Source organism: Klebsiella sp. RC2, assembly GCF_014192815.1.
Classification (GTDB): domain Bacteria; phylum Pseudomonadota; class Gammaproteobacteria; order Enterobacterales; family Enterobacteriaceae; genus Klebsiella; species Klebsiella variicola.
The window spans coordinates 825,288-849,792 of record NZ_JACHYL010000001.1 but is presented as its reverse complement, the minus strand read 5'-3'; the positions used below and the strand labels follow the sequence as shown (position 1 = coordinate 849,792).

The window sequence follows — 24,505 nt, the reverse complement described above, 5'->3', positions numbered from 1 at the left end:
CGGGGGGAGTAAGAGGCAGAAAAGCTGATTTTTGTTTTAGATCATTTTTAAGTGTGATTTCTGTCACTTAACGCGGTGATGGCGATTCTCGGCTGGAGGCTCACCGGGGGCAGGGCGTAAAATAGGCACATTATTTGTCTGGCACCGAAGGTGCCTATACAGAGGAAATCTACGATGAGTAAATGTAGCGCTGATGAAACCCCGGTATGCTGCTGTATGGATGTTGGCACCATTGTGGACAACACCGACTGCACCGCCTCATACAGCCGCGTGTTCGCCAACCGCGCGGAAGCGGAGCAAATGCTCGCTGCGCTGAGCGAGAAAGCGCGTAATGTGCAATCTGAACCGTGCAAAATCAACCCGGCCTTCACCGATGTTGACGGCGGCGTACAGCTGGATATCGATTTTATTTTTAGCTGCGAAGCCGAATCGCTGATCTTCCAGTTAGGATTACGTTAATCCCTCCGTTTAACGCCCCGTAGAAGGGGCGTTACCTTTCTGTTCAATGTGTTTTGGCTCGCAATTTTTCGCTTCCCCGATTGGCTTAATGTAAAAAATTAGTTAAGACTGTTATCAGGTCAGACCACTTGGTTGTTTTGCTTAACAGGGGAGCGTTATGAGTCAGGCATTACCGCTTATCACCCGTCAGGGCGATCGCATTGCCATTGTCAGGGGTTTACGCACGCCATTTGCGCGCCAGGCGACGGTTTTTCATGGCGTTCCGGCCGTTGATTTAGGGAAAATGGTGGTTGGCGAAATGCTTGCCCGGAGTGACATTCCCGCGGACGTCATTGAGCAACTGGTTTTTGGCCAGGTGGTGCAGATGCCGGAGGCGCCGAATATCGCCCGGGAAATCGTGCTCGGCACTGGAATGAGCGTGCACACCGATGCCTATAGCGTCAGTCGCGCCTGCGCCACCAGCTTCCAGGCCGTGGCGAATGTTGCTGAAAGCCTGATGGCCGGCACCATCCGCGCCGGTATCGCCGGCGGCGCCGACTCCTCTTCTGTATTGCCCATTGGGGTCAGTAAAACACTGGCCCGCACGCTGGTGGATGCCAATAAAGCCCGCACGCTGAGCCAAAAGCTGAAGCTATTTTCCCGTCTGCGGCCGCGCGACCTGCTGCCGGTCCCCCCGGCGGTGGCGGAATATTCAACCGGTTTGCGGATGGGCGATACCGCGGAACAGATGGCGAAAAGTTGGGGCATCACCCGGGAACAACAGGATGCGCTGGCGCATCGTTCGCACCAGCTGGCGGCCAAAGCCTGGGAAGAGGGAAAGTTGTCAGCTGAGGTGATGACGGCCTACGCGCCCCCTTTCCGCGAGCCGCTGGAGCAGGACAACAATATTCGTAAAAATTCAACCCTCGCAGATTACCAAAAGTTACGCCCTGCCTTTGACCGCAAACATGGCACCGTCACTGCAGCCAACAGCACGCCGCTGACGGACGGCGCGGCGGCGGTGATCCTGATGACCGAGTCGAGGGCCAAAGAGCTGGGTCTGACGCCGCTGGGTTATCTGCGCAGCTATGCCTTTACCGCCATCGACGTCTGGCAGGATATGCTGCTGGGGCCCGCATGGTCCACGCCGCTGGCGCTGGAGCGGGCAGGTCTGACGCTGGCGGATCTGACGCTTATTGATATGCACGAAGCTTTTGCTGCGCAGACGCTGGCCAATCTCCAGTGTCTGGCAAGCGAGCGCTTTGCCCGTGAAGTACTGGGACGCTCGCAGGCCACCGGTGAGGTGGATGAGAGCAAGTTTAACGTCCTCGGCGGATCTATTGCTTATGGCCATCCTTTTGCTGCCACCGGCGCGCGGATGATCACCCAGACGCTGCATGAGTTGCGGCGACGGGGCGGGGGATTTGGTCTGGTGACGGCCTGCGCGGCAGGTGGTCTGGGTGCGGCGATGATCGTGGAGGCTGAATAATGGATACTGTTTCCGCTTTTAAGCTTGAGATCCGTGCGGACAAGATCGCGGTGATCACCATCGATGCCCCGGGTGAGAAAATGAATACCCTGAAAGCTGAGTTCGGCAATCAGGTGCGGGGGCTGATACGTCAGGTTCGTGATGATAAGTCGGTGCGCGGCGTGGTGTTTATCTCCGCCAAAACGGATAACTTTATCGCCGGCGCAGACATTAACATGATTGCCCGCTGCCGCAGCGCGCAGGAAGCGGAAGCGCTGGCGCGCCAGGGGCAGCAGATTATGGCTGAAATCCATGGCTTGTCGATCCCGGTGATTGCCGCCATCCACGGCGCCTGCCTCGGCGGCGGTCTGGAACTGGCGCTGGCCTGTCATGGCCGGATCTGTAGCGATGACGAAAAAACCCGACTCGGTTTGCCGGAAGTGCAGCTTGGCCTGCTGCCGGGCTCCGGGGGAACGCAGCGTTTACCGCGGCTGATTGGCGTCAGTACAGCGCTGGATATGATGCTTACCGGCAGGCAGCTGCGTGCGCGCCAGGCGCTGAAGGCCGGTCTGGTAGACGAGGTGGTTCCGCAGGCGATTTTATTGCAGGCGGCGGTGGAGCTGGCGCTGAAGGGGCGACCGGCCAGTCGGGATATGCCCGTACGCGAACGCGTGCTGGCGGGGCCTTTGGGCCGCCATCTGTTATTCCATTTCGTCGGCAAACAAACGCAGCGCAAGACCCAGGGGAACTATCCGGCGGTGAAGCGAATTCTGCAGGTTGTCGAGAATGGCCTGGCCCACGGTTGCAGCAGCGGTTACGCCGAAGAAGCTCGCGCGTTTGGCGAACTGGCGATGACCCCGCAGTCGCAAGCGCTGCGTTCGATCTTCTTTACCAGTACCGATCTGAAAAAAGACCGTGGCGCCGAAGCAGAGCCCGGACCGCTGACGAGCATTGCGGTGCTGGGCGGCGGCCTGATGGGCGGGGGGATCGCCTATGTGACCGCCTGTAAGGGCGGGCTGCCGGTGCGCATTAAAGATATCCAGCCGCGTGGGATTAACCATGCCTTAAAGTACAGCTGGGATCTGCTGAATAAACAGGTCCGCCAGCGTCGTCTGCGCCCCAGCGAGCGCGATCGCCAGATGGCGATGATCTCCGGCGCCACCGACTATCAGGGCTTTGCTCATCGCGACGTGGTGATCGAGGCGGTATTTGAGGACCTGGCCCTGAAGCAGCGGATGGTCAGCGAAGTGGAGCAATATTGCGGGCCGCAGACCATCTTTGCGTCGAACACCTCATCGTTACCGATAGGCGATATTGCCGCCCAGGCCCGTCGCCCCGGGCGGGTGATCGGCCTGCATTTCTTCAGTCCAGTGGAAAAAATGCCGCTGGTTGAAGTGATCCCGCATAAGGGAACCGATCCGCAGGCTATCGCCACCGTGGTGCAACTGGCTAAACGTCAGGGGAAAACGCCGATTGTGGTGGCGGATAAAGCGGGCTTCTATGTGAACCGCATCCTCGCGCCCTATATCAATGAAGCGATGCGCCTGCTGGTGGAGGGCGAACCGGTTGAAGAGATTGATAAGGCCCTGGTTAAATTCGGTTTCCCGGTAGGGCCAATCCAGCTACTGGATGAGGTTGGCATCGATACCGGCACCAAAATTATCCCCGTGCTGGAGAGCGCGTTTGGAGAACGTTTTAGCTCACCTGCAAACATCATTGACGCGATTTTGAAGGACGATCGCAAAGGTAGAAAAAATAATCGTGGTTTCTATCTTTATGAGACAAAAGGGCGTAAAAGCAAAAAACGGCCCGACCCGGCAGTCTATCCGCTGCTCGGCATCGACCGCCCCCAGTCGCGGCTCTCCGCGCAGCAGGTGGCGGAACGCTGTGTGATGATGATGCTTAACGAGGCGGCGCGCTGCTTTGATGAGCAGATTATCCGTAGCGCGCGCGATGGCGATATCGGCGCCGTCTTTGGTATAGGGTTTCCGCCATTTCTTGGCGGCCCGTTCCGGTATATGGATACTATCGGCGCGGGTGAAGTTGCCGCGATCCTGCAGCGCCTGGCCGCCCAGTACGGCCCACGTTTTACACCCTGTGACACTTTATTACGCATGGCCGAACAGGGGACAACCTTTTGGCCAGCGGATGAACGGCTGACCTAAGTTGTGGTCAAAGAAGATAAATCCGGCTGCGGATGACGCTGTTGATTGGCTGTTTTGTAAACAATGATTGACTATACTTACGCCATTGAGGTAAAAAACAGCGTTTCATTCGTTGAATGGATCAGGCACAATGCCCGGCCACCGGGTCACCTGCGTATTGTCTTCGCAGGCCAAACTACGGTGCTTCTGGTTAACAAAAGCGGTGCAATATGCAAGTTTTTATTATGCGTCACGGCGACGCTGCCCTCGATGCAGCCAGCGACTCAGTTCGTCCATTAACCGTATGCGGTTGTGATGAGTCTCGTCAGATGGCAACCTGGCTGAAAGGTCAAAAAGTGGATATTGAGCGCGTTCTTGTCAGTCCCTATCTGCGTGCAGAACAGACGCTGGATATTGTTGGGGAGTGCATGAACCTGCCGAAACATGTCGACGTGATGCCGGAACTCACGCCGTGCGGCGACGTAGGCCTGGTTAGCGCCTATCTGCAGGCGCTGGCGAATGAAGGCGTGGCGACGGCGCTGGTCGTCTCCCACCTGCCGCTGGTGGGGTACCTGGTCTCAGAGCTGTGTCCGGGGGAAACGCCTCCGATGTTCACCACCTCGGCTATCGCCTGCGTGACGCTGGACGCCGACGGCAAGGGTGAATACCTCTGGCAGAAAAGCCCCTGCAATCTCAAGATGGCCAACGCCATCTGACGGCCCCGGAGCCCGCCGTTAAGGCAGCTCCGGCGGTTGCCACTCCTCTACCTCAATCAGCACCAGCAGTGCGGCGTCACCGCCGTACTCTTTTGGTGCCTGGTGAAACGCCATTATATGCGGATGTTGCGCCAGCCACAGCGGGGTTTGCTGTTTGAGAATATGTTTGCCGTGCCCGTGCATCACACAGGCGCAAAACACATGTTCGCGGCGGCAGGCGGCAATCAGCGCGCCCAGTTCCTGTTTGGCCTGCTGCTGGGTGAGCCCATGCAGATCGAGAAACAGTTCCGGCGAATAATCCCCACGGCGCAGCTTTTTCAGCTCAAAATGGCTGACGTCGGCGCGGACATATTTCGTCGAGCCTTCAGTATTCAGTAGCGGCTGAAACTCATCAGAGAAATAGTGGCTGTTATCGGCCTGTTCCTGCAGCAAACGCTTCGGAGTAACCTCAGTGACCTTCTTGCGCTGCGGACGGTGAACGATGGTGTCCTGCTTGATCTTCCGCGTGCCGGTCATTAACTGACGGAACAGCGCCTGATCCTCCTCGCTTAGCGATGTCTTCTTTTTCATTGTCCACTCTCATTAATACTTTGCGCTAGTTTACCCGACTCAATATCCCTTCGGGCAAGGAAAACCTGTTTTTTCCCCGGTCACCCCACGCAAGAATGCTGATTTATCGCCGTCTTCATGGCACACTAGCCGCCGAATTTATAGCAGAGTGTGCCCTGGAGGTTGTCGTGGATAAAATTTTTGTTGATGAGGCAGTCAATGAGCTGCATACCATTCAGGACATGCTGCGCTGGGCGGTAAGCCGTTTCAGCGCTGCTAATATCTGGTACGGTCACGGGACTGATAACCCGTGGGACGAGGCAGTACAGCTGGTGCTGCCGTCGCTCTACCTACCGCTGGATATCCCGGAAGATATGCGGACTGCGCGTCTGACCTCCAGCGAGAAACACCGCATCGTTGAGCGGGTGATCCGCCGCGTGAACGAGCGCATTCCCGTCGCCTATCTGACCAACAAAGCGTGGTTCTGCGGGCATGAGTTTTACGTCGATGAGCGGGTGCTGGTCCCGCGCTCCCCGATTGGCGAACTGATCAACAATCAGTTTGCCGGGCTGATTAACCATAAGCCGCAGCATATCCTTGATATGTGCACCGGCAGCGGCTGCATCGCCATCGCCTGCGCCTATGCTTTCCCGGAAGCCGAAGTCGACGCCGTGGATATCTCCCCGGACGCGCTGGCCGTCGCCGAGCACAACGTGGAGTCCCATGGCCTGATCCATCACGTGACGCCGATCCGCTCCGACCTGTTCCGCGATCTGCCGAAGCTGCAGTACGATCTGATCGTCACCAATCCGCCGTATGTCGATGAAGAGGACATGGCCGATCTGCCGGAAGAGTATGAGCATGAGCCGGTGCTGGGTCTGGCCTCCGGTAGCGACGGCCTGAAGCTGACGCGCCGCATCCTCGGCAACGCGCCGGATTATCTCAGCGATGACGGGATTCTGATTTGTGAAGTCGGTAACAGCATGGTACATCTGATGGAGCAATATCCGGACGTGCCGTTTACCTGGCTTGAGTTTGATAACGGCGGCGACGGTGTCTTCATGCTGACCAAACAGCAGCTGATTGACGCCCGCGCGCACTTCGGTATTTATAAAGACTAAAAAAACAACACGCCAACATAACGAAAAAGATTGGAGCCGTGATGGCAGGAAATACAATTGGACAACTCTTTCGCGTCACTACCTTCGGCGAATCGCACGGCCTGGCGCTGGGCTGCATCGTCGACGGCGTGCCGCCGGGCATCCCGCTGACCGAAGCCGACCTGCAGCACGACCTCGATCGTCGTCGCCCGGGCACCTCGCGTTACACCACGCAGCGTCGCGAGCCGGATCAGGTCAAAATTCTTTCCGGCGTCTTCGAAGGCGTTACTACCGGGACCAGTATCGGTCTGCTGATTGAGAACACCGATCAGCGTTCGCAGGATTACGGCGCAATCAAAGATCTGTTCCGTCCGGGCCACGCCGATTACACCTACGAGCAAAAGTATGGTCTGCGCGACTATCGCGGCGGCGGTCGTTCTTCTGCGCGCGAAACCGCGATGCGCGTAGCGGCCGGGGCGATTGCCAAAAAATACCTTGCCGCGAAGTTCGGCATCGTCATTCGCGGCTGCCTGACGCAGATGGGCGATATTCCGCTGGCCATCAAAGACTGGGATCAGGTCGAGCAGAACCCGTTCTTCTGCCCGGACCCGGATAAAATCGACGCCCTGGATGAACTGATGCGCGGCCTGAAAAAAGAGGGTGACTCCATTGGCGCGAAAGTGACGGTGGTGGCTGACGGCGTACCGCCGGGCCTCGGCGAGCCGGTCTTCGATCGCCTGGATGCCGATATCGCCCACGCGCTGATGAGCATCAACGCCGTGAAAGGGGTGGAAATTGGCGACGGCTTTGAAGTGGTGAAGCTGCGCGGCAGCGAAAACCGCGATGAAATCACCAAAGACGGATTCCAGAGCAACCACGCCGGCGGTATTCTTGGCGGCATCAGCAGCGGCCAGCAGATCGTTGCCAACATCGCGCTGAAGCCTACCTCCAGTATTACCGTTCCCGGTCATACGATTAACCGCTTTGGCGAAGAAGTGGAGATGATCACCAAAGGGCGTCACGATCCGTGCGTCGGCATTCGCGCCGTACCGATCGCTGAGGCGATGCTGGCGATCGTCCTGATGGATCACTTTATGCGTCAGCGCGCGCAGAATGGCGATGTGACGACGACAATTCCACGCTGGTAACCATGAAAAACACCGTTATCGCACTGCTCGCGCTGCTGGCCAGCGCCGGTAGCCTGGCCGCGACGCCGTGGCAGAAAATATCCCAGCCGATCGGCGGCAGCGCCCAGTCAATCGGCGCATTTTCCAATGGCTGTATCGTGGGCGCCGAGGCGCTCCCTCTGAGCGCCACCGGCTATCAGGTGATGCGTACCGATCAGCGTCGCTACTTCGGTCATCCGGATCTGGTTCAGTTTATTCAGCGCCTGAGTAATCAGGTGCACAATAAAGGAATGGGAACCGTGCTGATTGGCGACATGGGGATGCCGGCAGGCGGGCGCTTTAACGGCGGTCACGCCAGTCACCAGACGGGCCTGGATGTCGATATTTTCCTCCAGCTGCCGCAAACGCGCTGGACATCGTCTCAGTTGTTGAAGCCGCAGGCGCTGGATCTGGTCGCCAGCGACGGCAAGCACGTGGTGCCGTCGCTGTGGAGCCCGCAAATCAGCCAGCTGATCAAGCTGGCGGCGGAAGATAGCGAGGTCACCCGTATTTTCGTCAACCCGGCGATTAAACAGCAACTGTGCCTGGACGCGGGCAGCGACCGCCAGTGGCTGCGTAAAGTCCGTCCCTGGTTCCAGCATCGCGCTCATATGCACGTCCGACTGCGTTGCCCGGCGGGAAGTCTGGAGTGCGAGGATCAGGCGCCACCGCCGCCCGGCGATGGCTGCGGAGCGGAGCTGCAGAGCTGGTTCGAACCACCTAAACCCGGGTCTACCCCACCTGTGAAGAAGACGCCGCCGCCGTTGCCGCCTTCCTGTCAGGCGCTACTGGATGAGCATGTGCTGTAATGGATAGTTTTATCGAGTTGTTTGCCGTATCGCCGTTGGTGCTGGTGGTACTCTTCTTTGTCGCCATCCTGGCCGGTTTTATTGACTCACTGGCCGGAGGCGGGGGCTTATTGACTGTCCCTGCACTGATGGCGGCCGGCATGCCGCCAGCGCAGGCGCTGGCGACCAATAAGCTGCAGGCCTGCGGCGGGTCGCTATCGGCGACCCTCTATTTTGTCCGCCGTAAGGTGGTCAGCCTCGCCGATCAGAAGCTGAATATTCTGATGACCTTTATCGGCTCAACCGCTGGTGCGCTGCTGGTCCAGCACGTCCAGTCCGATATTCTTAAGCAGATCCTGCCGTTGCTGGTGATCGGCATCGGTCTCTATTTTCTGCTGATGCCGAAACTGGGCGAAGCGGACCGGCAGCGTCGGCTGTACGGTCTGCCGTTTGCGCTGGTTGCTGGCGGCAGCGTAGGATTCTACGACGGCTTTTTTGGCCCCGGCGCCGGTTCGTTTTATGCACTGGCTTTTGTCACCCTGGCCGGATTTAACCTGGCGAAGTCGACGGCCCATGCCAAGCTGCTGAACGCGACCTCAAACGTCGGCGGTCTGCTGCTGTTTATCATCGGCGGGAAGGTCATCTGGGCCACCGGCTTTGTGATGATGGCCGGCCAGTTTATTGGCGCTCGCGCCGGCTCCCGGCTGGTGCTGAGTAAAGGGCAGTCGCTGATCCGGCCGATGATCGTTATCGTCTCGGCGGTGATGAGCGCGAAGCTTCTCTATGACAGCCACGGGGCTGAGATTTTGCAGTGGTTGGGAATTCATTAATGCAACAGCAACACCATTATCAGCAACTGATTGACCTTTTCGACAGTTGCTTTGCCGAAGAATTTAATACTCGCCTGGTAAAAGGCGACGATGAGCCGATCTACCTTCCGGCCGATGACGACACGCCCTATCACCGTATCGTGTTTGCGCACGGGTTTTTTGCCAGCGCCCTGCACGAGATTTCTCACTGGTGTGTCGCCGGCAAAGCGCGCCGCGAACGAGTCGATTTTGGCTACTGGTACTGCCCGGATGGCCGCGATGCGATGACTCAAAGCCAGTTTGAGGACGTCGAGGTGAAACCGCAGGCCTATGAGTGGCTGTTCTGCGTGGCGGCGGGATTTCCGTTTAACGTCAGCTGTGACAATCTGGAAGGAGACGTTGAGCCCGATCGCATCGCCTTCCAGCGCCGGGTTCATGCTCGGGTAATGACTTTGCTTGAACAAGGGATCCCCGAACGTCCGGCGCGTTTTATTCGCGCATTGCAACATTATTATCAAACGCCGACATTGACGGCGGAACACTTTCCGTGGCCGGAAGACCTGCACTAAGGCCACACATTACATGACAAGAGGTAAGATGATGATCGCGGAGTTTGAATCACGCATTCTGGCGCTGATTGACAACATGGTAGACCACGCCAGTGATGATGAATTGTTTGCCGGCGGTTATCTGCGCGGCCACCTGACGCTGGCGGTGGCTGAGCTGGAAGGTGAGGGCGAGCATTCTGCTGAAGCGGTAAACAGTAAGGTCAGCCAGAGCCTGGAGAAGGCCATCAGCGCTGGCGAACTGTCGCCGCCGGACCAAATTCTGGTGCAGGGGATGTGGCATAACCTGTATCAACAGGCGAAAAATCAGGCCTGAGCCATATTGTAGCCCGGGTCAGGCGTCAGCCGTACCCGGGAAATTGCCTGCCCTCGTGGTTTTATTTCACCGCTTTTCCCTTCAGCAGTTTTCTCACCCACAGCCGATTCGGATTCAGCGCCGCCAGAGTATCGCTATCCAGCGGCAGCGGTTCACCGCTCATCTGCGCCGCCAGCAGCTCAGCGCTTAACGGCGCGGTGCAAAGTCCGCGCGATCCGAGCGCCCCAAGCATAAACAGGTTGTGACAGACCGGCGCGCGACCGGCGTGATCCTGCTGTTCGTGGAGGCTGGCGTATTGCGTCAATGTTGCCTCATAGTCTGGCACGTTGCCGACCATTGGCAGGTGATCGCGGGTGGCGCAGCGCACGCCGCAGCGGGCGGCATTGGCGCTGATATCCACGTCCAGCGTCCACTCCGCGTTCGGGAAACAGTCGATCAACCGTTGCCGGTTGTGCTGCTGATCTTCCTCGCTGAAGGTGGTGTCGGTCTTCCCGCGATGGTAGCTGGCGCCAATACAGTGCTGCTGATTTTGCGGATTATGCGGCGTCAGGTAGCCATCGTAGCACAGCACCTGGCGCAGGGCGGAAAGCCGCGGGGTGGTAGGTATATGACTGACCTGGCCGCCAACAGGGTAGACCGGCAGCTGCGCGGTTTGCGCAAAATCCGCGATGCTGTGGCCGTTCGCCAGCACCACCGCCTGATGATTGCGCTGCTGATTGAGCAGCCAGCCATCGCCCTCCGCGCTGAGCGTTTCAACGTGATAACCATAGTGCACGTGCAGTCCGCGAGTTGCCGCCAGCGCCAGCAATTCGGCGGTGAGCTGCTGCGGGCACAGCCAGCCGCCGGCCGGATAAGTGATGCCGCCGCAGCCGGTATCGACGCCGGTTAACCCGACAACCTGTTCCGCCGTCACCGCGCAGGCGATGTCCGGGGGTAAATTCAGCGCCAGCATCTGGGCGATTTTGTGCGCGCTTTTTTCATCCCAGCCGAGCTGGGTGACACCGCACCATTGATGATCGAACATCACCGGCAGCGCGTCATACATTCGGCGGGCGAAGGTAAAGGCTGCCGGGAAAAAGCGCGCCAGCGCCGGATCGTGCTGGCTTAACAGCGGATACAGCGCACCCTGGCGATTGCCGGAGGCGCCCTGCGCCGGGGCGTCGTCGGCGCAGTAGAGGGTCACCTGCCAGCCGCGGCGCAGCAGCGCGAGGGAGAGCAGGGCGCTGGCGATCCCGCCGCCGATGATGGCTACCTCGCGGGCATCGCTGCTACTGCGAGCGAACCAGGGGACGCGCGCAGGAAAGCTCAGCGTTTGCGCCATCTCGCCGGTCAGCATCTCCCGCTTGCGGCCGAAGCCTTTGCTTTTACGCATGGTAAAGCCGGCCTCCTGCAGGCCGCGGCGGACAAACCCTGCGGAGGTAAAGGTGGCCAGCGTCCCGCCGGGCCGCGCCAGACGTGCCATGGCATTGAACAGATCCTGGGTCCACATATCGGGATTTTTGGCCGGGGCAAAGCCGTCAAGAAACCAGGCGTCCACCTGCTGGTTCAGCGAATCATCCAGCTCCCTGGTCAGCTCATTGATATCGCCAAACCACAAATCGAGCGTCACCCGCCCGCCGTCGAGCAGCAGACGATGGCATCCGCCGAAGGCCGACGGCCATTGCGCCTGCAGCTGGTGCGCCCACGGAGCCAGCTCTGGCCAGCGCTGGTGCGCCAGGCGGAGATCCTCAGCCTTTAACGGATATTTTTCAAAACTGATGAAATGTAACCTTTGCAGGGTAACGTCCGGGTTATCACGAACAAAAACGTCAAACGCCTGCCACAGGGTGAGGAAATTGAGCCCGGTACCGAAGCCGCTCTCCGCGACGATCATCAGCGGGCGAGGGTGGCTGGCGAAACGCTCCGGCAGGCGATTTCCACCGAGAAAAACGTAGCGAGTCTCTTCCAGACCGTTGTCATTGGAAAAGTAAACATCGTCGAAATCTCGGGAAACAGGTGTACCCTCAGCGTTGAATTCCAGGTTGGCGGGTTGTATGGCGTTTTGTTTCACGTAAGTTACTCGAATCACAAGGCGTAGCACGATCTTAACGATGTGTGCCTGAGGGCGCAAATTTATACACAAAATGTCTGATCGGACTTGTTCGGCGTACAAGTGTACGCTATTGTGCGACACGAAACTTAAAATAGTGCGACTTACAGAGGTATTTAATGAAACGTGCAGTGATTACTGGCTTGGGCATCGTTTCCAGCATCGGTAATAACCAGCAGGAAGTCCTGGCATCTCTGCGTGAAGGACGTTCAGGGATCACTTTCTCTCAGGAGCTTAAAGATTCAGGGATGCGCAGCCACGTATGGGGCAACGTCAAACTGGATACCACTGGCCTCATTGACCGCAAAGTAGTGCGCTTTATGAGCGACGCTTCTATCTATGCTTACCTGTCCATGGAACAGGCCGTTGCCGACGCAGGTCTGGCGCCGGAAGCATACCAGAGCAACCCGCGTGTTGGCCTGATCGCAGGCTCCGGCGGCGGCTCCCCGAAATTCCAGGTCTTCGGCGCTGATGCCATGCGTAGCCCGCGTGGTCTGAAAGCCGTGGGCCCGTATGTAGTCACGAAAGCGATGGCTTCCGGCGTTTCCGCCTGCCTCGCTACGCCGTTCAAAATCCACGGCGTTAACTACTCCATCAGCTCGGCCTGCGCCACTTCCGCCCATTGTATTGGTAACGCGGTAGAGCAGATCCAACTGGGCAAACAGGACATCGTCTTTGCCGGCGGCGGCGAAGAGCTGTGCTGGGAAATGGCCTGCGAGTTCGACGCCATGGGCGCACTGTCCACCAAATACAACGACACCCCTGAAAAAGCGTCCCGTACTTATGATGCGAACCGTGATGGCTTCGTTATCGCCGGCGGCGGCGGTATGGTCGTGGTGGAAGAACTGGAACACGCCCTGGCGCGTGGCGCGCATATCTATGCCGAAATCGTCGGCTACGGCGCAACTTCCGATGGCGCTGACATGGTCGCCCCGTCTGGTGAAGGCGCAGTGCGCTGCATGCAGATGGCGATGCACGGCGTTGATACGCCGATCGATTACCTGAACTCCCACGGTACGTCTACTCCGGTCGGCGACGTGAAAGAGCTGGGCGCCATCCGCGAAGTGTTCGGCGACAACAGCCCGGCTATCTCGGCAACCAAAGCGATGACCGGCCACTCGCTGGGCGCGGCGGGCGTACAGGAAGCCATCTACTCCCTGCTGATGCTGGAGCACGGCTTTATCGCGCCGAGCATTAACGTCGAAGAGCTGGACGAGCAAGCTGCCGGCCTGAACATCGTCACCAAACCGACTGACGCTAAGCTGACCACCGTGATGTCCAACAGCTTCGGCTTCGGCGGCACCAACGCCACGCTGGTGATGCGTAAATACAACGCCTAATCAGCATGCGAAGTGCAGAGGGGAGCCACCGGCTCCCCTTTTTCGTTATCTTGACAGGGTAAGGGCCAGCAGGCACACTGCTGGCGGATCCATTAGTCTCTCCACTAATGCGTAAGCGTTTAACGTCAACCAACGCGCCTTAACCCTGATAATCAGGTGGAGGGGGCGTGTCGCTTTGCTCGCCTTACTCTGCGAATCTGGAGTAATGCATGTCCGCAGTTACTGAAACAACATCCCATTCTTCGGCGAATTTTTCGCTTTTCCGTATTACGTTTGCCGTCTTTTTGACCTATATGACTGTTGGTTTGCCGCTGCCGGTGATCCCGCTCTTTGTCCATCAGGAGCTGGGATTTGGCAACACCGTGGTTGGCGTGGCGGTAGGGATCCAGTTCCTCGCCACCGTTCTGACCCGCGGCTACGCCGGGCGCCTGGCAGACCAGTACGGCGCTAAACGCTCCGTCCTGCAAGGGATGCTGGCCTGCGCCCTGGCGGGCGCGGCATGGCTGGCCGCTGCGCTGTTGCCGTTGCCGGTGCTCGCCAGGCTTGGCCTGCTGCTGCTGGGCCGCCTGATCCTCGGGTTTGGCGAAAGCCAGCTGCTGACCGGTAACCTGAGCTGGGGGATGGGGCTGGTGGGGCCGGCCCGCTCCGGCAAAGTGATGTCATGGAATGGCATGGCGATGTACGGTTCGCTGGCGGTGGGCGCCCCGCTGGGATTATTGATCTATAGCCATTTCGGCGTGGCGGTGCTGGCCTGCGTCACCATGGGATTACCGCTCGTTGCCTGGCTTATTAACGGTACCGTGCGCAAAGTGGCGGCTCACGGTGGCGAGCGGCCTTCATTATGGAGCGTCATCGGCATGATCTGGCGGCCAGGCATTGGCCTGGGCCTGCAGGGCGTTGGTTTTGCGGTGATCGGCACCTTCGTTTCCCTCTATTTCGCCAGCCATAGCTGGCCGATGGCCGGCTTTACCCTGACGGCGTTTGGCGGCGCCTTCGTCGTGATGCGTATTCTGTTTGGCTGGATGCCGGACCGGTTTGGCGGCGTCAGGGTGGCGATGGTTTCGCTGCTGATAGAGGCGGTTGGTCTGACCCTGCTGGGGCTGGCGCCGAATGCCTGGCTGGCGCTGGCCGGTGCGGCGCTAACCGGATGCGGTTGCTCACTGATTTTCCCGTCGCTCGGCGTGGAGGTGGTGAAGCGCGTCCCGGCGCAGGTGCGCGGCACCGCGCTCGGCGGCTATGCGGCCTTTCAGGACATCTCCTATGGCCTGACCGGGCCGCTGACCGGCCTGCTGGCGACCTCGCTGGGCTACTCGTCGGTGTTCCTTGCCGGCGCCCTCTGTGCGGCGCTGGGGATCCTCGTCACCCTCGTCTCTTTTCGCCGCCAGGGTTAAGTTATTGTCCGGTCTTGCTTGCGGGCAGACCGGACGCCGTCTGTCGCGGCAGATAATACTTCACCTGGAATTCAAACATATTGGTATACAGAATGGAATAATCGATAGGCTGGTGGTGTTCATCAATCGCCTGCGTCTGCATGCGGATAATCGGATCTTTAGCGCTGATATGCAGGAGGGTTGCCAGCTCAGGCGTTGGGAGCACCGGCACTATTGATTCGTAACATCCATTTATTCTTACTCCACATTCGTTTTCTATATATGAAAACTTCGATTTCTTCATATGCGCGATGGTCAGGTCTGGAAAGCGGGTCGCGGAGAGCCAGGTTTCTTCTAATTGCATGGCAATATTATCGATAAAACGTAATCTCTTAGCATAATATACCGCTTCGCCATGCTGCAATTGCAGTCCACGGGCAATTTCCTCCGACGCTGGCTGTAACTCGAATTTGAGGATCTGGCTGGAGGGCGTTTTCCCCTGATTACGGGCAATTTCGGTAAAACTGTCTAAGTGTGTCACCGACGCCTGGAAATGCTTATTTCTAATCCATGTGCCTGAGCCATGTCGGCGTTCGATTAAACCATCCTCTTCCAGGGTTTTCAGCGCCTTACGTAACGTATTGCGTGAAACATCATAAAGTTCTGCCAACTCTTTTTCGGCCGGCAGAAGATCGCCAATGTTGTAGAACGGGCTATTAATTTTGTTTTTAAGCAAATTGACGATATTTTTGTAAACCACTTTTGAACCTCCACAATCCCTTTGGAAACATGGGTTTGCTAACGTATGTTGTTAAATACAGGGCAAGACGTTCATTTTTTGCTTTGCTTCTGCACCACTTTGGTATGGCTAACTGTGATCAAAACCGCGGTTAAGAAAATTAACAATTATTAAAGTGCTCGTCAATTGAGGTCATAAATAAAACAGGAAGGGGTAATGCAAAATATATTATTAGTATGTGCGGCGGGAATGTCGACCAGTATGCTGGTGAAACGCATGCAGGAGCAGGCTGAAAATATTAAGGCTCAGGTTAATATCAATGCGCTGGCCATTTCTGAAGCTAAAGAAAAAATTAAGAACAATGAAGTAGATGTCGTCCTTTTGGGACCACAGGTCCGCTTTCAAAAAAAGGAAATAGAAGAGGTGGCTCAGGGAAAAATACCCGTGGCGGTGATTGATATGAAATATTATGGGCAAATGGACGGTAAAGCTGTTCTGGAAAGTGCGCTGGCATTATTGGCAAACCAATAGTTTTCTCATTTATCCCCGTTATCGTGTGGGTACTTTCGTTGCTGCCCTGGGCTGCTGCGGCTAAAAAACACGATGACGTTAATAAATTATTATGAATAAGGGTTCGTCATGAGTTTCATGGATACCTTTGAGCGCGGCATGGAAAAAATCCTCGTGCCTGTCGCGATTAAGTTAAATTCTCAGATCCACGTTTCAGCGATTCGCGATGCGTTTATTCTTTCGTTTCCCATCGTCATGGCCAGTTCGCTGATTATTCTTATCAACTTTGCTATTTTGTCGCCTGACGGATTTATCGCCAGTATTCTGCATTTAGGGGCGATATTCCCCCACCTCGCGGAGGCGCAGCAGATTTTCACCCCGGTAATGAACGGTTCGGTCAATATTATGGCGATATTGATCACCTTTCTGGTGGCGCGCAATATGGCGATCAGCTATCAGCAGGACGATCTCCTGTGCGGCCTGACGGCGATCGGCGCCTTTTTTGTGGTGTACACGCCTTATACCATCATTGATGGCCAGGCCTATCTGGCGACCAAATATCTTGGCCCGCAGGGGTTGTTTGTGGCGATTATCGTCGCGCTGATTTCCAGCGAACTCTTTTGCCGCCTGGCGCGCAACCCAAGGGTGACCATCACGATGCCGGCTGCGGTGCCGCCGGCGGTGGCGCGTTCCTTTAAGGTGTTGTTGCCGATCTTCTTCGTGATGATCTTCTTTTCGATCCTCAACTATTTGTTGACGCGTATTTCGCCTAACGGCCTTAACGATCTGATCTATACCCTTATTCAGGCGCCGCTGAAGGATATGGGGACCAACATCGTGACGGTTCTGGTGCTGGGGCTGGTAGCGAATTTCCTGTGGGTGCTGGGGATCCATGGTCCGAACACCGTGGCCGCCATCCGCGAGACCATCTTCTCGGAAGCCAACCTCGAAAACCTCTCCTATGCCGCCTCGCATGGCAGCACCTGGGGGGCACCGTACCCCATTACCTGGACTGGCATCAACGATGCGTTTGCCAACTGCGGCGGGTCGGGTATGACGCTGGGCCTGTTACTGGCCATCTTTATTGCCTCACGGCGCAAAGATTATCGTGACCTGGCAAAAATGGCCTTCGTGCCGGGCCTGTTTAACATCAATGAACCGGTGATGTTTGGCCTGCCGATTGTGCTTAACCCTATCCTGGTGATCCCGTTTATTCTGGTGCCGTTTGTGAATTCATTGATCGGTTATTTCTTTATTAGCATGGAGTTTATTCCGCCGATTGCTTACGCCGTACCCTGGACCACGCCCGGGCCGCTTATCGCCTTCTTTGGCACCGGCGGCAACTGGCTGGCGCTGTTTGTCGGCATTCTGTGCCTCGCGGTTTCAACACTCATTTACTTACCGTTTGTGATTGCCGCTAACAAGGTCAATACCGCGGCGGCGACCGACCAGGAGGATGGCGATGTTTGCAGATGAAAGTACGGTCATGGAGTTGCTGTTTTATGCTGGTCAGGCGCGATCAGACGCCATGGAGGCGATTGCCGCCTCCCGGCAGCGGGAATGGGGGCGGGCAGCGGATTTGATGGCCAGCTCGGAAGCGGCCTGTCGGGCAGCGCATAAGATCCAAACGGCGTTGATAGGTCAGGACGAAGGCTGCGGAAAAATCACCGTTAACCTTATTCTGGTGCACGCCCAGGATCACTTAATGACCGCGATGCTGTGCCAGGATTTAGCCAAAGAAATTATTGCCCTGCGCCAGGAGCGCTCTGCCTGATTTACCCGCCTTCAGCCGTTCTGGCTGAAGGCCAATTATAACAATATGTAAAGGTACCCTATGTATTCAAGTCAATTGAAGGTGAGCTTATTGTCTTTATCGGTACTGCTGGCTATTTCGACAAGTGATGTGATGGCGGCTAAATTAACCATTGAACAGCGTCTGGAATTACTGGAGTCTGAACTTTCGGCGAATAAAAAAGAGCTACAAAAAACGCAATCACAATTATCGACCTATAAAGGTAAGGTGGCCGAATTACAAAAAAGTATTAAGGAGAATGAAAAACGTCATGTCACGACGGGTTATCCAACAGCAACGTCGCCGGTGGCGGAAAATATAGCCAATGAAAATAATGAACTGAGTAAAAAAGCGGCCCCGGTGCAGGTGAAAGCCACTCAGCAGGTGGCGGTTATTGATACCGAAGGCCAGAAGCCGAAACTGGAAAGCGTCACCCTGAAGGACATCAGTAAATTTGTTAAAGATGATATTGGCTTTAGCTACCAGGGGTACTTCCGTTCCGGCTGGGGAACATCAAATCACGGATCGTCGCAGACCTACGCCCCCGGCTCGCTGGGTCGTTTCGGTAATGAAATGAGTGGCTGGTTCGACTTAACATTGAATCAGCGGGTCTATAACCAGGATGGCAAAACGGCGAATGCCGTTGTGACGTACGACGGTAACGTCGGCGAGCAGTATAACGACGCCTGGTTTGCTGGCCAGGATACCGACAGCATTTTGCAGTTTAGTGATATTTACCTGACCACCAAAGGTTTTCTGCCGTTCGCGCCAGAGGCGGATTTCTGGGTCGGCAAACATAAACTGCCCGAGTATGAAATTCAGATGCTGGACTGGAAGTCACTGACCACCGACGTTGCGGCCGGGGTCGGGATCCAGAACTGGGCGCTGGGGGTTGGCCAGCTGGATGCGTCCGTCAGCAGGAACGACGTCGACGTATATTCACGAGATTTCACGCAAACCACTCAGATGAACACCAACTCAGTCGACCTGCGCTATCGCAATATTCCCCTGTGGCAGTCGGGGTCTCTGTCGCTAATGGGCAAATATGCGTTCGCGAATAAAAATGACGAGCAGGAGAGAAACGAAGATAACAACAGCTACTTCCGGTTCAAAGATACCTGGATGGCCACCGCCATTATTCGTCAGGAGCTGGAGCGCAAGGGCTTTAACGAATTTACGCTGCAGGTGGCGAACAACTCGTACGCCAGCAGTTTCGCCAACTTCTCCGGCGCCAGTAACTCCATGGCCAGCGGACGTTATTACTATGGCGATCATACCAACGGCGTGGCCTGGCGTCTGATCTCGCAGGGGGAAATGTATCTCGCCGATCGCATTATCATGGCCAATTCGCTGGTGTGGGCCCATGGCAATGATGTGTATAGCTATGAAAGCGGAGCGCACAGCGATTTCGACAGCCTGCGCGCGGTGATCCGCCCGGCGTGGATATGGGACACCTGGAACCAGACCGGGGTCGAGCTGGGGTGGTTTACCCAGAAAAACAACACCCGTCAGGGCGACGATCTGCAGGAGTCAGCGTATAAAACGACGCTGTACCATGCGCTGAAGGTTGGGCCGAGCCTGCTGGGGTCACGTCCTGAAATTCGCTTTTATGGTACGTATATCAATATTCTCGATAACCAGTTGTCGCAGTTTGCGTTCAACGACGACAGCAAAGATGAGTTTATGGTTGGCGTTCAGGCCGAGGTGTGGTGGTAACCGGCAAATCACTTAACGGGCGCCCGCATGAGGCGGGCGCGCTTTCCTACGGTGTGGGCTACAGCAGGAGCCAAAGCAGGAGGAGCAGGATCAGCACACCGCCCAGCGCCAGCTGCCACGGCTTAGCGGCCCATGCTCGCGTCGGCGCGGGCTCTTCCTGCGGGATGGCCAGCGTCTCCTGGGCGCGGGCTACCCGCAGCACAAACACCTTGTTCAACAGCGCCAGGATCTGCGCTGGGCTCAGCGTCGTCTGCGGGGTGACCTGCCAGCTGCGACGGGCAAAGTCGACAATCTTTTGCCATTCTGCGGCCTCCAGCGGCTGCTTGAGCGCACCCTGCAGCGAGGTGAGCGTGGGCGCGCTTTGCGCACTCAGCGTTTGCCGCGCCTGCAGCCAGTATGAAAGCGGCGTGAAGTGCGTCGCCGGGATAAGCTCTCCGGATTTGACGCCGCAAAGTTCCAGCATGGATTGCCAAATCAGCTTGCTCGGTTCGCCGGTGGCAGCCGCCAGCTTAGTCACCAGCTGATTGAGCGTGTTGTGCTCGGCCGGCAACAGCGGGCGCAGGGTCGGCGGGCGCTGCTGCGGCTGCGGGATCGACAGCTGACCGCGCTGCAGCAGGTGCAGAATGTTCTCCAGCTGCGGCTGGCTTAGCGCATGCAGCGCCGTTTGCCCATAATGTTGACGAATATAATCGCTGACCGCCTGACGGTTATTGCCCTGACCCAGCAGATCGCTGAGCTGCGCCAGCGTCTGACGATGATGATGATTGTCCTGAGCGGCGGCTAAACGCTGATTGAGACTGGCCTCCGCGGCGCTGAAATGGCAGGCCAGCAGCGGCGTGTCGCCTTTCAGTCCGAGATCATGCTTGACGCAGGCCCACACTTCCGCATTCTGCTGCGAGGTCAGCGCCACCAGGCGCGTGATCAGTCGCTCCAGGACGGTGCGTTGCTGCATGGAAAGCGAAGGTTCGCCGGTGGCGGCAGTGCCTGATGGACCTCGCCCCGGAGGGCGGTCTGGCATATCTGCAAGGGGGTGCGTCATGATTCATCCTTTCGATATCGCAGTGCTGGAACCAGGTGATGAGTATGCCTGGCGGCCAGATTATGGCACACTTCCCCGGTTAACTCTCGTTCTCAGACAGGTACTGAACTGTGAAAATCCTCGTTGATGAAAATATGCCCTATGCCCGTGAGCTTTTTAGCCGTTTAGGCGATGTGCAAGCGGTTCCGGGGCGTCCGGTCCCGGCTGAGGCCCTGACCGATGCGGATGCCTTAATGGTACGCTCGGTCACCCGGGTCAATGAAGCATTGCTCTCCGGTAAGGCCGTTAAGTTCGTCGGCACCGCTACCGCTGGCACCGATCACGTCGATCAGGCGTGGCTGCAGCAGGCAGGGATTGGTTTCTCCGCGGCGCCCGGCTGCAACGCCATTGCGGTGGTGGAGTATGTCTTTTCATCGCTACTGATGTTGGCCGAACGCGACGGTTTCGCGCTGCGCGATCGTACCGTCGGGATCGTTGGCGTCGGCAACGTCGGTGGACGACTGCAAAAACGGCTGGAAGCGCTGGGGATCAAAACGCTGCTCTGCGATCCGCCGCGCGCCGATCGCGGAGACGAAGGCGATTTCCGCTCCCTCGATGCGCTGGTTCAGGAAGCTGATGTCCTCACCTTCCATACCCCACTGTATAAAGAAGGGCCATATAAAACCCTGCATCTGGCGGATGAGTCGCTGATTAGCCGTCTGAAGCCAGGATCGATTTTGATCAACGCCTGCCGCGGACCGGTGGTGGATAACGCTGCGCTGCTGAAACGGCTGGAAGCTGGACAGCCGCTGAGCGTAGTGCTGGACGTCTGGGAGCCGGAGCCGGATCTTAACGTAGAGCTTCTTAAGCGAGTGGATATCGGTACCGCGCATATCGCCGGCTACACCCTCGAAGGGAAAGCGCGCGGGACAACGCAGGTTTTTGAAGCCTACAGCGCCTTTATCGGCCATCCGCAGCAGGTGGCGCTGGATACCCTGTTGCCAGCGCCGGAATTTGGCCGCATCACCCTGCATGGGCCGCTCGATCAGCCGACGCTGAAAAGGCTGGTCCACTTGGTGTATGATGTGCGCCGCGATGATGCGCCGCTGCGGAAGGTGGCCGGCGTCGCCGGTGAATTTGACAAGCTGCGTAAAAACTATCAGGAACGCCGCGAATGGTCTTCGCTGTACGTACAGTGCAGCGATGCGCAGGCGGCGACGCTATTGCGCCAGCTCGGTTTTAACGCTGTGCATCATCCTGTTCGTTAATGTCTTCTTAATGCCCCTGCCGGATACTCCGGCAGGGCCGCTTTATTTCTGGAGTAAACCACCATGTCTGAAGGCTGGAATATTGCCGTACTGGGCGCAACGGGCGCCGTAGGCGAAGCCCTGCTCGAAACTCTTGCTGAACGCCAGTTCCCGGTGGGGGAGATTTTTGCTCTGGCGCGCAATGAAAGCGCGGGCGAACATCTGCGTTTTGGTGGCAAGTCAGTGATCGTCAAAGACGCTGCCGAGTTTGACTGGACCCAGGCCCAGTTGGCTTTCTTCGCCGCCGGCGCCGAAGCCAGCGCGGCGTATATTGAAGACGCCACCAACGCCGGGTGTCTGGTTATCGATCTCAGCGGCCTGTTTGCGCTGGAGCCAGACGTACCGCTGGTGGTGCCGGACGTGAACCCGTTCGTGTTAGGCGATTACCGCAACCGCAATCTGATTGCAGTGCCCAATAGCCTGACCAGCCAGCTGCTGACGGCGCTCAAGCCGCTTATCGACCAGGGGGGACTATCGCGGATCAGCGTCACCAACCTGCTCTCCGCCTCGGGGCAGGGGAAAAAAGCGGTGGATGCACTGGCAGGGCAGAGCGCCAAGCTGCTGAACGGCATCCCCATCGATGAAGACGATTTCTTTGGCCGCCAGCTGGCGTTCAACATGCTGCCGCTGCTGCCGGATCGGGAAGGTAGCGTGCGCGAAGAGCGCCGTATCGTCGATGAAGCGCGCAAAATTCTTCAGGATGACGGGCTGATGATCTCCGCCAACGTGGTCCAGTCGCCGGTCTTCTACGGCCATGCGCAGATGGTGAACTTTGAAGCGATGCGTCCGCTGGCGGCGGAAGAGGCGCGTGACGCCTTTACCCGCGGTGAGGATATCGAACTTTCTGAAGAGGGAGAATTCCCGACCCAGGTTGGCGATGCCTCCGGCAACGCTCGTCTCTCCATCGGCTGCGTGCATAACGATTACGGCATGCCGGAGCAGATTCAGTTCTGGTCCGTCGCGGATAACGTGCGCTTCGGCGGGGCGCTGATGGCGGTGAAAATCGCCGAGAAGCTGATTGAGGAGTACCTGTACTGATGTCTGAGATGGAGCAACAGCCGATCTTTAAAATCGCGCTGGGCATCGAGTACGACGGTAGCAAATATTACGGCTGGCAACGGCAAAACGAAGTGCGCAGTGTGCAGGAGAAGCTGGAAAAGGCGCTCTCGCAGGTGGCGAACGAACCGATTACCGTCTTTTGCGCTGGCCGCACCGACGCCGGTGTCCATGGCACCGGCCAGGTGGTGCATTTCGAAACCCGGGCGCAGCGTAAAGATGCCGCCTGGACGCTGGGGGTAAATGCGAATTTACCTGGTGACATCGCGGTGCGTTGGGTTAAACATGTGCCGGCGGATTTTCACGCCCGGTTCAGCGCCACGGCGCGCCGTTATCGCTACGTCATCTATAATCATCGCCTGCGCCCGGCGGTGCTAAGTCATGGCGTGACGCATTTTCACCAGCCGCTCGACGCCGAGCGCATGCAGCGCGCTGCGCAGTGTCTGCTGGGCGAGAATGACTTTACCTCGTTTCGCGCGGTACAGTGCCAGTCGCGTACCCCGTGGCGGAATGTGATGCATATTAACGTTACCCGCTACGGCGCGTATGTGGTGGTGGATATCAAAGCGAATGCCTTTGTACATCATATGGTCAGGAATATTGTGGGCAGCCTGATGGAAGTCGGGGCCGGAAACCAGCCAGAGAGCTGGATGGCAGAACTGCTGGCAGCAAAAGACAGGACGCTCGCTGCGGCAACGGCAAAAGCGGAAGGGTTGTATCTGGTGTCGGTGGATTACCCGGCCCACTATGATTTACCGGTGCTGCCAATGGGCCCGCTGTTTCTGGCGGACTAATAGAGTCATTAAGGGTAAAGACAAACATGGACTTGATTCACTTTTTAATTGATTTCATCCTGCATATTGATGTGCACCTTGCCGAACTGGTTGCCCAGTACGGCGTCTGGGTTTATGCCATTCTGTTTTTGATTCTGTTCTGCGAAACCGGGCTGGTGGTGACGCCATTCCTGCCGGGCGATTCCTTGCTGTTCGTCGCGGGCGCGCTCTCGGCGCTGCCGACGAACGATCTCAATGTTCACCTGATGGTACTGCTGATGGTCATCGCAGCCATCGTCGGCGATGCGGTCAACTACACCATTGGCCGACTGTTCGGCGAGAAGCTGTTTAGTAATCCGAACTCGAAGATTTTCCGTCGTAGCTATCTGGATAAAACCCATAGCTTCTATGAACGTCACGGCGGAAAAACCATTATCCTGGCGCGCTTTGTGCCGATAGTCCGAACCTTCGCGCCGTTTGTGGCGGGAATGGGGCATATGTCCTATCGTCATTTTGCAGCCTATAACGTGGTCGGGGCGCTGCTGTGGGTGCTGCTGTTCACCTACGCCGGCTATCTGTTTGGCGATCTGCCGGTGGTGCAGGAGAACCTGAAGCTGCTGATCGTGGCGATCATCGTCCTCTCCGTCCTGCCGGGTGTGATTGAGATCATCCGCCATAAGCGGGCGGCGTCAAAGCAGGCGAAGTAGTTCGCCCTGCGCTGCGCGTGACCGAGCA

The 24,505-nt window shown here is 57.4% G+C and carries 24 protein-coding genes; 20 read left to right on the top strand and 4 right to left on the bottom strand.

What is annotated here, in order from left to right; genetic code table 11:
- The first annotated feature begins 174 nt into the window (after positions 1-174).
- The 4 genes from FHW76_RS03945 to sixA all read left to right on the top strand — a co-directional run bounded on the left by FHW76_RS03945 (position 175) and on the right by sixA (position 4,766).
- Positions 175-459, top strand: a complete 285-nt coding sequence (locus FHW76_RS03945) for a YfcZ/YiiS family protein (RefSeq protein ID WP_012540960.1) — start codon at positions 175-177, stop codon at positions 457-459.
- Between the two features lie 157 nt (positions 460-616).
- Entirely contained in the window at positions 617-1,927 is a 1,311-nt protein-coding gene (gene fadI, locus FHW76_RS03940; protein ID WP_008803904.1) for an acetyl-CoA C-acyltransferase FadI, read from the top strand.
- Positions 1,927-4,071 carry a fatty acid oxidation complex subunit alpha FadJ gene (fadJ, locus tag FHW76_RS03935; RefSeq protein ID WP_183476258.1) on the top strand — a complete coding sequence of 715 codons (2,145 nt, stop codon included), beginning with the start codon at positions 1,927-1,929 and terminating at the stop codon, positions 4,069-4,071. Before fadI ends, fadJ begins: the two co-directional genes overlap by 1 nt.
- Before the next feature lie 209 nt (positions 4,072-4,280).
- Positions 4,281-4,766 carry a phosphohistidine phosphatase SixA gene (gene sixA / locus FHW76_RS03930; protein WP_008803906.1) on the top strand — a complete coding sequence of 162 codons (486 nt, stop codon included), beginning with the start codon at positions 4,281-4,283 and terminating at the stop codon, positions 4,764-4,766.
- Between the two features lie 18 nt (positions 4,767-4,784).
- Here sixA and smrB read toward each other — a convergent pair whose 3' ends face one another.
- The gene (gene smrB / locus FHW76_RS03925; RefSeq protein WP_183476255.1) at positions 4,785-5,336 is read right to left on the bottom strand and encodes an endonuclease SmrB; all 552 of its coding nucleotides are present in this window, start codon (positions 5,334-5,336) and stop codon (positions 4,785-4,787) included.
- A gap of 167 nt (positions 5,337-5,503) precedes the next feature.
- On the opposite strand from smrB, the gene prmB reads away from it, so the two are divergent.
- Genes prmB through FHW76_RS03895 form a run of 6 tightly spaced genes read left to right on the top strand, consistent with a single transcriptional unit; the run spans position 5,504 to position 10,060 of the window.
- A complete protein-coding gene (gene prmB / locus FHW76_RS03920; RefSeq protein ID WP_002913346.1) occupies positions 5,504-6,436 on the top strand; it encodes a 50S ribosomal protein L3 N(5)-glutamine methyltransferase in 933 nt (310 codons plus the stop codon).
- Between the two features lie 41 nt (positions 6,437-6,477).
- Positions 6,478-7,563 (top strand): chorismate synthase, encoded by a 1,086-nt coding sequence (gene aroC, locus FHW76_RS03915; protein WP_008803909.1) that lies wholly within the window; start codon positions 6,478-6,480, stop codon positions 7,561-7,563.
- A gap of 2 nt (positions 7,564-7,565) precedes the next feature.
- Positions 7,566-8,390 (top strand): penicillin-insensitive murein endopeptidase, encoded by an 825-nt coding sequence (gene mepA / locus FHW76_RS03910; RefSeq protein ID WP_008803910.1) that lies wholly within the window; start codon positions 7,566-7,568, stop codon positions 8,388-8,390.
- Positions 8,390-9,199, top strand: coding sequence for a sulfite exporter TauE/SafE family protein (locus FHW76_RS03905; RefSeq protein ID WP_008803911.1), 810 nt, complete (start codon positions 8,390-8,392; stop codon positions 9,197-9,199). Before mepA ends, FHW76_RS03905 begins: the two co-directional genes overlap by 1 nt.
- Positions 9,199-9,747: an elongation factor P hydroxylase gene (locus tag FHW76_RS03900; protein WP_012540963.1), complete on the top strand. Its 549-nt coding sequence runs from the start codon at positions 9,199-9,201 to the stop codon at positions 9,745-9,747. Before FHW76_RS03905 ends, FHW76_RS03900 begins: the two co-directional genes overlap by 1 nt.
- Positions 9,748-9,778: 31 nt before the next feature.
- A complete protein-coding gene (locus tag FHW76_RS03895; RefSeq protein ID WP_008803913.1) occupies positions 9,779-10,060 on the top strand; it encodes a YfcL family protein in 282 nt (93 codons plus the stop codon).
- A gap of 61 nt (positions 10,061-10,121) precedes the next feature.
- Here the strand turns inward: FHW76_RS03895 and mnmC are convergent, their stop codons facing one another.
- The gene (gene mnmC / locus FHW76_RS03890) at positions 10,122-12,110 is read right to left on the bottom strand and encodes a bifunctional tRNA (5-methylaminomethyl-2-thiouridine)(34)-methyltransferase MnmD/FAD-dependent 5-carboxymethylaminomethyl-2-thiouridine(34) oxidoreductase MnmC (RefSeq protein WP_038422740.1); all 1,989 of its coding nucleotides are present in this window, start codon (positions 12,108-12,110) and stop codon (positions 10,122-10,124) included.
- 158 nt (positions 12,111-12,268) lie between these two features.
- Between mnmC and fabB the strand changes: the two genes are divergently transcribed.
- On the top strand, positions 12,269-13,489 hold the full coding sequence (gene fabB, locus FHW76_RS03885; RefSeq protein ID WP_008803915.1) for a beta-ketoacyl-ACP synthase I: 1,221 nt from the start codon (positions 12,269-12,271) through the stop codon (positions 13,487-13,489).
- Between the two features lie 209 nt (positions 13,490-13,698).
- Positions 13,699-14,880, top strand: coding sequence for an MFS transporter (locus FHW76_RS03880; RefSeq protein WP_016161600.1), 1,182 nt, complete (start codon positions 13,699-13,701; stop codon positions 14,878-14,880).
- A 1-nt stretch (position 14,881) separates the two neighbouring features.
- On the opposite strand, the gene FHW76_RS03875 is transcribed toward FHW76_RS03880, so the two are convergent.
- A complete protein-coding gene (locus FHW76_RS03875; protein WP_012540966.1) occupies positions 14,882-15,619 on the bottom strand; it encodes a GntR family transcriptional regulator in 738 nt (245 codons plus the stop codon).
- A 195-nt stretch (positions 15,620-15,814) separates the two neighbouring features.
- Between FHW76_RS03875 and FHW76_RS03870 the strand changes: the two genes are divergently transcribed.
- From FHW76_RS03870 to FHW76_RS03855, 4 genes are all read left to right on the top strand, one after another.
- Positions 15,815-16,129: a PTS sugar transporter subunit IIB gene (locus tag FHW76_RS03870; RefSeq protein ID WP_008803918.1), complete on the top strand. Its 315-nt coding sequence runs from the start codon at positions 15,815-15,817 to the stop codon at positions 16,127-16,129.
- Between the two features lie 108 nt (positions 16,130-16,237).
- Complete coding sequence (locus FHW76_RS03865) at positions 16,238-17,584, top strand: PTS sugar transporter subunit IIC (protein WP_032730862.1); 1,347 nt, start codon at positions 16,238-16,240, stop codon at positions 17,582-17,584.
- Positions 17,571-17,882, top strand: a complete 312-nt coding sequence (locus tag FHW76_RS03860; protein WP_183476252.1) for a PTS lactose/cellobiose transporter subunit IIA — start codon at positions 17,571-17,573, stop codon at positions 17,880-17,882. The genes FHW76_RS03865 and FHW76_RS03860 overlap by 14 nt, the downstream gene beginning before the upstream one ends.
- A gap of 60 nt (positions 17,883-17,942) precedes the next feature.
- Complete coding sequence (locus FHW76_RS03855) at positions 17,943-19,616, top strand: carbohydrate porin (protein WP_023340576.1); 1,674 nt, start codon at positions 17,943-17,945, stop codon at positions 19,614-19,616.
- A 58-nt stretch (positions 19,617-19,674) separates the two neighbouring features.
- Here FHW76_RS03855 and flk read toward each other — a convergent pair whose 3' ends face one another.
- Positions 19,675-20,655, bottom strand: a complete 981-nt coding sequence (gene flk, locus FHW76_RS03850; RefSeq protein ID WP_016161596.1) for a flagella biosynthesis regulator Flk — start codon at positions 20,653-20,655, stop codon at positions 19,675-19,677.
- Between the two features lie 110 nt (positions 20,656-20,765).
- On the opposite strand from flk, the gene pdxB reads away from it, so the two are divergent.
- The 4 genes from pdxB (at position 20,766) to FHW76_RS03830 (ending at position 24,477) form a co-directional block, all read left to right on the top strand.
- Positions 20,766-21,902: a 4-phosphoerythronate dehydrogenase PdxB gene (gene pdxB / locus FHW76_RS03845; protein WP_022066026.1), complete on the top strand. Its 1,137-nt coding sequence runs from the start codon at positions 20,766-20,768 to the stop codon at positions 21,900-21,902.
- Positions 21,903-21,965: 63 nt separating this feature from the next.
- Positions 21,966-22,979: an aspartate-semialdehyde dehydrogenase gene (locus FHW76_RS03840; RefSeq protein ID WP_008803924.1), complete on the top strand. Its 1,014-nt coding sequence runs from the start codon at positions 21,966-21,968 to the stop codon at positions 22,977-22,979.
- A complete protein-coding gene (gene truA, locus FHW76_RS03835; RefSeq protein WP_008803925.1) occupies positions 22,979-23,791 on the top strand; it encodes a tRNA pseudouridine(38-40) synthase TruA in 813 nt (270 codons plus the stop codon). Before FHW76_RS03840 ends, truA begins: the two co-directional genes overlap by 1 nt.
- 26 nt (positions 23,792-23,817) lie before the next feature.
- Positions 23,818-24,477, top strand: coding sequence for a DedA family protein (locus FHW76_RS03830; RefSeq protein ID WP_008803926.1), 660 nt, complete (start codon positions 23,818-23,820; stop codon positions 24,475-24,477).
- Positions 24,478-24,505 lie beyond the last annotated feature (28 nt).

Coding starts and splice junctions, on each gene's coding strand:
- FHW76_RS03945 (WP_012540960.1), top strand. CDS start 175: ATGAGTAAATGTAGCGCTGATGAAACCCCGGTATGCTGCTGTATGGAT.
- fadI (WP_008803904.1), top strand. CDS start 617: ATGAGTCAGGCATTACCGCTTATCACCCGTCAGGGCGATCGCATTGCC.
- fadJ (WP_183476258.1), top strand. CDS start 1,927: ATGGATACTGTTTCCGCTTTTAAGCTTGAGATCCGTGCGGACAAGATC.
- sixA (WP_008803906.1), top strand. CDS start 4,281: ATGCAAGTTTTTATTATGCGTCACGGCGACGCTGCCCTCGATGCAGCC.
- smrB (WP_183476255.1), bottom strand. CDS start 5,336: ATGAAAAAGAAGACATCGCTAAGCGAGGAGGATCAGGCGCTGTTCCGT.
- aroC (WP_008803909.1), top strand. CDS start 6,478: ATGGCAGGAAATACAATTGGACAACTCTTTCGCGTCACTACCTTCGGC.
- mepA (WP_008803910.1), top strand. CDS start 7,566: ATGAAAAACACCGTTATCGCACTGCTCGCGCTGCTGGCCAGCGCCGGT.
- FHW76_RS03905 (WP_008803911.1), top strand. CDS start 8,390: ATGGATAGTTTTATCGAGTTGTTTGCCGTATCGCCGTTGGTGCTGGTG.
- FHW76_RS03900 (WP_012540963.1), top strand. CDS start 9,199: ATGCAACAGCAACACCATTATCAGCAACTGATTGACCTTTTCGACAGT.
- FHW76_RS03895 (WP_008803913.1), top strand. CDS start 9,779: ATGATCGCGGAGTTTGAATCACGCATTCTGGCGCTGATTGACAACATG.
- fabB (WP_008803915.1), top strand. CDS start 12,269: ATGAAACGTGCAGTGATTACTGGCTTGGGCATCGTTTCCAGCATCGGT.
- FHW76_RS03880 (WP_016161600.1), top strand. CDS start 13,699: ATGTCCGCAGTTACTGAAACAACATCCCATTCTTCGGCGAATTTTTCG.
- FHW76_RS03870 (WP_008803918.1), top strand. CDS start 15,815: ATGCAAAATATATTATTAGTATGTGCGGCGGGAATGTCGACCAGTATG.
- FHW76_RS03865 (WP_032730862.1), top strand. CDS start 16,238: ATGAGTTTCATGGATACCTTTGAGCGCGGCATGGAAAAAATCCTCGTG.
- FHW76_RS03860 (WP_183476252.1), top strand. CDS start 17,571: ATGTTTGCAGATGAAAGTACGGTCATGGAGTTGCTGTTTTATGCTGGT.
- FHW76_RS03855 (WP_023340576.1), top strand. CDS start 17,943: ATGTATTCAAGTCAATTGAAGGTGAGCTTATTGTCTTTATCGGTACTG.
- flk (WP_016161596.1), bottom strand. CDS start 20,655: ATGACGCACCCCCTTGCAGATATGCCAGACCGCCCTCCGGGGCGAGGT.
- FHW76_RS03840 (WP_008803924.1), top strand. CDS start 21,966: ATGTCTGAAGGCTGGAATATTGCCGTACTGGGCGCAACGGGCGCCGTA.
- truA (WP_008803925.1), top strand. CDS start 22,979: ATGTCTGAGATGGAGCAACAGCCGATCTTTAAAATCGCGCTGGGCATC.
- FHW76_RS03830 (WP_008803926.1), top strand. CDS start 23,818: ATGGACTTGATTCACTTTTTAATTGATTTCATCCTGCATATTGATGTG.